This window comes from Prosthecobacter sp. Pr1 (assembly GCF_057652315.1).
This window is the reverse complement of the sequence record NZ_JBYFBS010000014.1, coordinates 79,503-88,175: the sequence shown is the minus strand read 5'-3', so window position 1 is coordinate 88,175 and position 8,673 is coordinate 79,503. Positions and strand designations below refer to the sequence as shown.

5 protein-coding genes are annotated in these 8,673 nt (G+C 62.7%); 4 read left to right on the top strand and 1 reads right to left on the bottom strand.

Features of this window, described 5'->3' with window-relative positions; genetic code table 11:
- Positions 1-328 precede the first annotated feature (328 nt).
- On the bottom strand, positions 329-3,742 hold the full coding sequence (locus AC24GY_RS20590) for a PVC-type heme-binding CxxCH protein (protein ID WP_487686732.1): 3,414 nt from the start codon (positions 3,740-3,742) through the stop codon (positions 329-331).
- A 180-nt stretch (positions 3,743-3,922) separates the two neighbouring features.
- Between AC24GY_RS20590 and AC24GY_RS20585 the strand changes: the two genes are divergently transcribed.
- From AC24GY_RS20585 to AC24GY_RS20570, 4 genes are all read left to right on the top strand, one after another.
- Positions 3,923-4,090 (top strand): hypothetical protein, encoded by a 168-nt coding sequence (locus AC24GY_RS20585; RefSeq protein WP_487686731.1) that lies wholly within the window; start codon positions 3,923-3,925, stop codon positions 4,088-4,090.
- 5 nt (positions 4,091-4,095) lie between these two features.
- Complete coding sequence (locus AC24GY_RS20580) at positions 4,096-4,401, top strand: type II toxin-antitoxin system PemK/MazF family toxin (protein WP_422321991.1); 306 nt, start codon at positions 4,096-4,098, stop codon at positions 4,399-4,401.
- A gap of 90 nt (positions 4,402-4,491) precedes the next feature.
- Positions 4,492-5,319, top strand: coding sequence for a hypothetical protein (locus tag AC24GY_RS20575; protein ID WP_487686730.1), 828 nt, complete (start codon positions 4,492-4,494; stop codon positions 5,317-5,319).
- 449 nt (positions 5,320-5,768) lie between these two features.
- Positions 5,769-8,633, top strand: a complete 2,865-nt coding sequence (locus AC24GY_RS20570; RefSeq protein ID WP_487686729.1) for an autotransporter domain-containing protein — start codon at positions 5,769-5,771, stop codon at positions 8,631-8,633.
- The last annotated feature ends 40 nt before the right edge of the window (positions 8,634-8,673 follow it).

Sequence of the window (8,673 nt, the reverse complement as noted above, 5' to 3'; positions counted from 1 at the left end):
CAGAGAAAAAAGTTTGGGCAGGGGCGGCGCGGGAGAATTTTAAAAAAGGCGGAAGAAAGGGACACAAGACAGCGAAACGGCGGCGTTTAGACACTGAACCTGCGCATCCATGGGAAACCCTAAAATGTCACAACCGTTCGACCCAACGAGCATTTCGTTGTGCGTCTGGTCGATGGGATGATTTCTCATGGGTGTAAGCAAATGGTTGGTGCGTGGATGCACGTCGGGGTAAGACAGCATTCCAAGCCTAGCGTTCAGAATAGCGAAAATGGATCTGTCCCGTCAATGCAAATACATCGACTTTACGATTTTTCGCCTTTGAGAATCCTCATGGCACCGCCACTGCAGGTCCATCTAGGATTTCCACGCGCAAAGCCGCCAGTTCCCCAGCATCGCGGGTAATCAGCACGCTAATTCGGTGGGTTCCGGCGCTCAAATCGAGCTCCTGCTGGGGCAGCAATTCCTTTAGCTCTGCCCCGTCCACCGCCACAACGATGCCCTTCACGGCGCTGAAGCCGAGTTTGACCTTCCCGGCACCGTCCAATTTCAGACCAAATTGGACGATTTTTGGGAACCACGGATACATTTTCTGCGCCGCGGGCAGATCGGCCAGCGGGAGGTCGCCATTCACCTGACTGAGCGCCATCTGCCATGGGAAGGGATGCTTGTCGTCGTTCAGGGCAAAGCTGCCCACATGGCGGACGTGGTCCACGTCCTTCTGCTCCATCTTGCCCATGGCCTTCCAGGTGCGGACGTAGCGGTTTGGCTGGGTCTTGTAGGCCCCTTCCCGGCCGAGTTCGGAGAGGAAACGCACGAGATCGATGAATTCGTCCTCGCGCAGGCTGGCGGTGAGACCCGGGGGCATCATGCTCACGGGGCTCATCTGGCGGCTGGCAATGGCGGATTTGGCCACTTTGACGATCTGATTGGCGGGATCACGAATCGTCAATTCCTCAGCGCCATCATTAATGAGGCCGCCGGAGATGACGCCGCCGTCCTTCTTGCTGATGATGACCATGTGGTAGCCTTCCTTGATCTTCTTGCTGGGTTCCAGCAGGCTTTCGATGAGGTAGTCCACCGGGGCGCTGGCGCCGATGCTGACGAGGTTTGGCCCCAATACGCCGCCGGATTCGCCGATGGCGTGGCAGGTGGTGCAGAGCATCTGCTGGCGGCGGTAGACGGCCTCGCCACGGGCGGGGTCGCCCTGGGTCTTCACCTTGGCCACCATGGCGCTCATTTCCTCAGGGGTGAGGGGGCGGTCCATCTGCTTGACGCCGCCGGCTTTTTTGAGAGCCTCGGCCAGGGGGCCCTGGATGCCACGGGAGGTGACCATGCGGATGCCTTCGACGGCCACGGAGTCAAGAATCGTCTTGCCTTCCAGCTCCTTGGCCAGCACGCCGGGGAGCTGCTTGTTCTTGAGGAAAACGGTCAGGATGGGCTTGGCGGCATCCACTTCTGCCTTGGCCAGGAACTCGACGGCGCGCTTGGCCGCGAGCTGCGGTCCGACGCTGGTCAGGCCGTCAATCATGAGGGCACGCAGGCCGTTGTCCTGGGATTCGGTGAAGAGCTTGTCAAAGAGGTCACGGGATTTCACGCCGCCGAGGGCGGTGAGGCCGCGTGTGGCACCATCGCGGATGGCAGGGAGGGTTTTGGCGTCCGTGAGCAGGGCGACCAGCGTGTCGCGGGCGGGTTCCACTTTCCAGAGTCCGGCGAGGATGGCGGTGCGGTGCACCACATGGGGCTCAGGGCGGGTAAACCAGGCCGTCACGATGTCCTTCGCGCCTTCTGGGATGACTTTGCGGTCCGTGGCGGCCTTCACCAGGGCATCCTGCAGGCCGATGTAGTAGGGGGCCAGGGAGGCGTCGTTGACCATGTCGACCATGGTCTTGGCCTGCGCGGCGTCGGCGGCGCTGCCGGCCATGTCGAGCACGGCGGCCGCGTCTTCGGCGCTGAGCTTGCCGCTTTTCAGCGCAGCAAAGAGGGGGGGCAGGGCATCGCTGCGGCCAGTGCTCTTCATGGCGTAGACGAGGTGCTTGGGCCGCTCGTCGAGCTTGAGCTTGCCCTCGACGACTGCGGGCATCCAGATGTCTGCCTGCTCACGGCAGGTCTGCTCCAAGAGGAAATCGAGGGAATCGTCCATCGAGCGGTCCAGCACCTTGAGGGCGAGGCTGACTGCTCCGGGCTTGCGCATGTCTGCCAGCACGGCCAGGGCCCAGAGGCGCACCTGGGCGTTTTCGTCCGCCACGGCCTGCTCCAGCACCTTCATCACTTCAGGGAACACCTTCCAGCGGTGGCTCAGGATGCGCAGCGCGGCGGCACGGATGCGGTAATCGCCATTTTCCCACAGCCTGCGCCAGAGCGTGGGCGAGAAGGAGTTCACGCCTTCGCGCGCCCAGGCGGCTTCGAGCAGGGCGTGGGAGTCGGCTTCCTTGGTGGTGTCCAGCTTGGCGGCCCACTCGTCCAGGGGCAGCGTGACTTTGGCGGCGCCTTGGTCGCGGAGCTCGCGTTTGGCAAAACGACGCACGTGGTTGCGGTCGGACTTGAGCATTTCCAGCAGGTCGGCCGTGGGGGCACCGGCGATCTGGACCTTGGGGCTGAGGGGCTTGCCCTTGGCGGTGATGCGCCAGATGCGGCCGTGCGAGTGGTCGCGGCGGGCGTCGCGGAAGTCCACTTCCCCGTGCTGGATGATGGGATTGTACCAGTCGGCGATGTAAATGGCACCGTCAGGCCCCATCTTGACGTCGATCGGGCGGAAGGCGCGATGAGTGGAGGCGAGGAGATCGGGGAGCTGCTTGGCGATGTAGCTGCTGCCGCTGGGGGTGAGCTGGAAGCGGTTCACGCGGTTGCCGCGGAAGTCGTTGAGCACAAAGGTGCCCTGCCAGTCGGCCGGGAAATGGGGGTCTTCGATGATTTCCAGACCGCACTGCTTGGGCTGGCCGGGGCTGAGGCCGTGGAGGATGCGCTTGGCCCCCGGGGAGGTGGCGAACACGGAGCCGGGGAAGATGAAATTGATCCCCTCCCCGCCTGCGCCGTCGCACGCGAAGCTCTGGCCCCAGCGGTCGAACTCGAGGCCCCAGGGATTGATGAGGCCTTTGCTGATGATTTCAGCCCGGCGCGTCTCCGGCCGGAACTCCCAGATGCCGCCGCCCATGAGACGGCGAATGCCGTGGGGGGTCTCCATGTGGGTGTGGATGTAGATGGACTGATTGAAGTAGAGCATGCCCTCCGGGCCCCAGCGGAAGGTGTGGAGGAGGTGGTGCGTGTCCTCCGTGCCGAAGCCGCTGAGCAGGATGGTGCGGTTGTCCTCTTTGAGATCGTTGTTGGTGTCCTTCAAAAAGAGCACCTCGGTGGAATTGGCCACATAGAGACCGCCGTCTCCCGGGGCGAGGGCGGTGGGGATGTGCAGGCCTTCGGCGAAGGTGGTGGATTTGTCGGCCTTGCCGTCGCTATCGGTGTCTTCGAGTACGACGACCTGGTCCTTGGCCTCTTCGCCGGGCTTGATGTGCGGGTAGGTGGTGCTGGTGACGACCCAGAGGCGGCCCTGGGCATCCCAGTTCATCTGCACGGGCTTCTGGATCATGGGCTCCGAAGCAAAGAGATTCACCTCAAAGCCCTCAGGGACCACGAAGGCCTTCAGCTCCGCCTCGGGATGTGCGTCCGGCAGATCGGCCAAAGAGGTCGGCTGCGAGGCATGCGCGAGTCCAATGGAACCAACGAGAATCAGGGCAAGGCGGGTCATCATAAAAGGGAAACGCAAGATACGACTCTGCGGCGGACGTTTGGCAAGCATTCTCTCGGGGGAAATGCAGGGGGGTGGTGGAGAGGGGGTCGGTGCGCGAGCCCCCTGTCCGCTTCTCGTGAAGCAATGGGACCTGACGCATCCCCAGTTGAAATCAGCGCCTCCGCCCCTTAAAATCCAACGATGAGTACCGTCCTTGAAATCGAACAAGCCATCGAGACGCTGCCCCGCGAGCAGTGGCTGGAGTTGCGTGCGTGGTTCATGGAGCGCGATGCCACCCTCTCCGCCTCCGCGAGTGTTTTTGCCCTTTATGATGCCGAGGAAGGGGCGGAGCAACAGTGGCAAGACTGACTGCCATGCGTGGCGAAATTTGGCTCATTGACCTGGGCATGGTGCAGAAGGTGCGGCCCGTGCTCATCCTCAGTGAGCGCTACAAAGATGCAGAGCGGGCCTTGGTCAGCTATGTGGCGCGCACGACCAGCGCACGCGGCACCGAATACGAGGTGCCGCATCAGCATGCCAAGTTTGCTCCGGGCGTGTTTGACGTACAGTCGATCGGCACGGTGCCGGATGTGCAGTTGATCCGCCGTCTGACTGTTTGTGATGAGGCCACACTGGCAAAGGTCGAAGCAGCGCTGAAACGCTGGCTCGGCTTGCGGTAGATTAAAGTTCTAAGCATGCCGGGCTTGGAATTGGCCCCTGCCATGATTAGCGTGGGGCATGCTGCCTCTTCCACCCCTCACCCGCACGGCATGACCCGGCCCAAGTTCATTCCGCTTCAGGTCAAAGGCGCGTACTGCTTGGAGGCTTTTTGCCGGCACCACGGCATCAATCATCCGGCGGTGGAGCAATTGATCGCGCATCTGCTCAGCATCACGAAGGCAGATAACCTGTCCGCTTGGGAGCAGGCGGGGCAGCGGCTGCCGCTGAATGGCCGTGGCGATCCTTGGCCCTTCGACTTGGACGAGGCTGTCCCCGCACGGCTGCGTGCCGACTTTCGCAAACTGGTGCATGCCACCGTGGAGATCGGCCTCGTGGATTTTCATGGAGCCAGCACTTACCGCCCGCTGGAGTGTTACGAAGCCTGCAAGCGCCTGCTCAAGAAGCACCGGGTGCCCGCACCGCAACAAGTCACCGAGCTGCAGCCCCGTCCCTTCCCCTTTCACCTGTGGCGGCCTGTGCTGAAGCTGCTGAAGCTCACGCCGATCTTGATCATCGGGTACTACGGGCAGCGGTATCTGACCGATGGCAGGCTGCCGCTTCAGGGACCGGTGGAGTTCGTGGTTGGCATGTGGCTGGCGATTGGACTGATTCTTTCGCTGACTTTCTCCATGGACTGGCTGCTGATGCGGAGATTCACCTGGGTGCTGGAGCCGGAGGGCGTGCACATCCAGGAGCATGGGGCCACGGTGCAGGTGGTGCCCTGGAACGAGATCTCCGGGCTGAAGCTCAAGCCCCTCGGACTGGTGATATTGGCAGGGAAAAAAGTCCTGCGCTTCTCCTACCTGCCCCCGGCCGAGGCGGAGCGGCTGCTGAAAGAGATGGAAGCGCGGATGAGGGACTCTGGGAACGGGGGATGACGGACGGCATCCCCGGTTGAAACCGGACCCGATGACTCCGCAGATCTGGCCTGAGGGATCAAGATGATCCCCTCCTACTGCACCCCCTCCCTCACCACCACGGTTCATCGCCGGGGAGTGCGTACGGTGATGTTTTTTCAAACCCCCCATGTGAGCCGTGGTGGAAGCTGGGAGCAGAAAAGCCACCGGGTTGTACAACCGCCACTGGGCATGAGCCGGGATGCTTCAATTGCCATTTTGCCTATCCAGGCGAGGCGGTGACCTTGGCATCTCTCCCCGAGATTCAGGTGTCGAGTGAGACGGGAAGCACCTGTCATTGAGCAGACAGCTTAGAATCATTAACGGCCATTCTTTGCATCAACAAACTACTATGGGGTGATCACCCCATAGTAATTCACACCCCAAAAATATATTCTTTTTATTGTATCTATAAATTCCAAACAAATAACATGACCTCATTTCCCAGTCTTAAATTTTTACCCACCCTCCTAAGGCGCATTTCTTGGTGCCTGATCACCACCGCCGCCATGGCCGGATTCCACCTCTCGGCGGCTGAGTCCCCCATCGTGCTGGGGCAGGCGGCGGACTTCGCGGTGCTGGCGGGGGCGGGCATCACCAACACGGGGCCCACCACCATCATCGGAGATGTGGGCAGCCTGCCCACGGCCACGATGACGGGCTTTGGCTCGGTGACCCTGACAGGGATCAATCACGGCGGAGATGCCATCACCCTGAGCGGCAAGGGCGATCTGCTCACGGCTTTCAATGACGCCGCCGGCCGCCTGCCGACGATCATCTATGCGCCGATCGCGGATCTAGGCGGACTGACGCTGGCCCCCGGGGTGCATACGGACTCCAGTTCCTTTGGCATCACTGGCACGCTGACGCTGGATGCGATGGGAAATCCCAATGCGGTGTGGGTTTTTCAGGCGGGCTCCACGCTCATCACCGCCGCCGGCAGCAGCATCAATCTGATCAACGGCGCGCAGGCGGCGAATGTCTTCTGGCAGGTGGGCAGCTCAGCCACTCTGGGGGTGAACTCGGCCTTTATCGGCACCATCCTGGCAAACACCTCCATCACACTCAACACCGGGGCCACGCTGGACGGGCGGGCTCTGGCCCTGAATGGGACGGTGACCCTGGACAGCAACAACATCGCCATGACGCCCCTGCTGGTGAATGGGCCCACGCATTGGCTGGGCGCCGCGAGCGGCCTGTGGACGACGGCGGGCAACTGGGCCGTGGATGTGGCAGGCACTCCTTCGCTGCTCGTCCCCTCCGCGTTGGACAACATCACCTTTTCCGCCAACGGCGCGGCCAATCAGAGCACCAACCTTGGGGCGGACTTCACGATCAACACGCTGACCATCAACGACCCGGCGGCGGTCACCATCGCCGGAGCCAACACGTTGACTCTGGCCGGCGACCCGGGCCTCACCATCAATGCCGGCGCAGGGCTGGTGACGATCTCCAGCGGTCTGGCACTCACCGGCGCGGCACCGCTAGTGACCGTGAACAACGCAGCCGGGGCGATTTTCAGCGGCGTGGTCACCAGTGCAGGCAGTTTGATCAAGGCAGGCACCGGCAGCCTGGGCATCAGCGGCGCGACCACGGTCACCGGCCCTGCCAGCATCGCTGCGGGCACGCTGAACATCCTCACGGGCGGCAGCTTCACCGCCCTGAGCACCACGGTGGCGGCAGGCAGCACGGTCTCCGTGGCCGGAGCCCTCAACTCCCCGGCGGTGAACATCCAGGCTGGCGGCAATCTGGATGGCACGGGCATCATCACCGGAAACGTGATGAACCTGGGCACGGTGAATCCGGGGGCCGCCGTGGGCGCCCTCACCATCAACGGCACCTACACCCAGGGCGGCAGCGGTCTGCTGGCCACCGAACTGGTGACTCCGGCCAACCATGACCAATTGCTCATCAGCGGCGCGGCGAATCTCGGCGGCACGCTGGTGATCACCACAGCCGGCGGACTGCGCCCGAACCTGGGCGACAGCTTTGACATCATCCAAGCCGGCAATGTGGCGGGTCAGTTCGCCACGGTGGTCAATCCCTTCGCAGGTCCGGGCACCCTGGTGAATCTCGTCGTCGTGTACACCCCCACGGCCGTCTTTGTAAATGCCGTGCAGAACAGCTTTGGAAATGCGCTGAGCCTCCTCCCGCTCACCCCGAATCAAACGGCCGTGGCGGCTGCGCTGGACTCCGCCTTGAACGATGTGCGTCAGGCTCCGGTGCTGGCCTATCTCAACGGTCTCAACATCAACGCCGTGCCGCAGCAGCTGGAAAAAATCGCCCCGGAGGAGCTGACGGCGATCTACAGCATCGCCTTTGCCCAGCTGGACACGGAGATCCTCAGTGTGCAGCAGCGCCTCTCCTCCATCCGCAGTGCGGGCTGGAGCGAAACCGCCGCTGAGCAGGCGCCGACCACGAGCGGCAAAGACGTCCACCCCGTCGCTGGATTCTCCCCCGCCATGTCGCCAGACAACAACTACCGCTATGGGTTCTTTGCCAATGCGACCGGCCAGTACGCCAGCCTGGGAAACACCGCCAATGCGAACGGCTTTGATGTGCAGTCCGTGGGCAGCACCATCGGTGCGGATGTGCGCCTGAACGAGAACTGGGTCCTGGGTGTCACGCTCGGCTATGCGCGCTCCAACAGCGATCTCACGGACGGCGGCAGGCTCACCGCCGATGGCATGCGCGCAGCGGTGTATGCGATGTACATGAGCGGCGCCTTTTACACCGAACTCATGGTGGGCGGCAGCTTCAACAGCTATGACACCCGGCGCAGCGCCCTCGGCGGCACGGCCACGGGGAGCACCAACAGCACCAGCTTTGACGCCTACCTCGGCACCGGCTACGACATCCAGGTGAATCAATGGACCTTCACCCCCATGGCATCGCTGCGCTACACGCACGTAAACATCGACAGCTTTGAGGAATCCGGCTCGCTGCAGCCGCTGCGCTTTGGCTCCCAGAGCCAGGAGTCGCTGCGCTCACGCATCGGCCTGCGTGCCGCGTACACCGCCCTCGTGGGTGCGGCCCGGGTCACGCCCTCACTCAGCATGCAGTGGCAGCATGAGTACCTGGACTCCCAGCTCGGCATCACCTCCCAGTTTGCCAATGGCTCCGGCAATCCCTTCACAGCCTACGGCCCCCGGATCGGGCGGGACAGCGCCCTCGTCACCGCAGGCATGAATGTCGCGTGGAGCCGCTACGCCGTCTATCTCGCCTACCAGGCCGAGCTCTTCCGCACCAACTACCAAAGCCACACCGTGTTCGCAGGCTTTCGCGTGAGCTGGTGAGCTCACGCAGGGTGGGTGTTCGATCAGGGCACAAAAACCG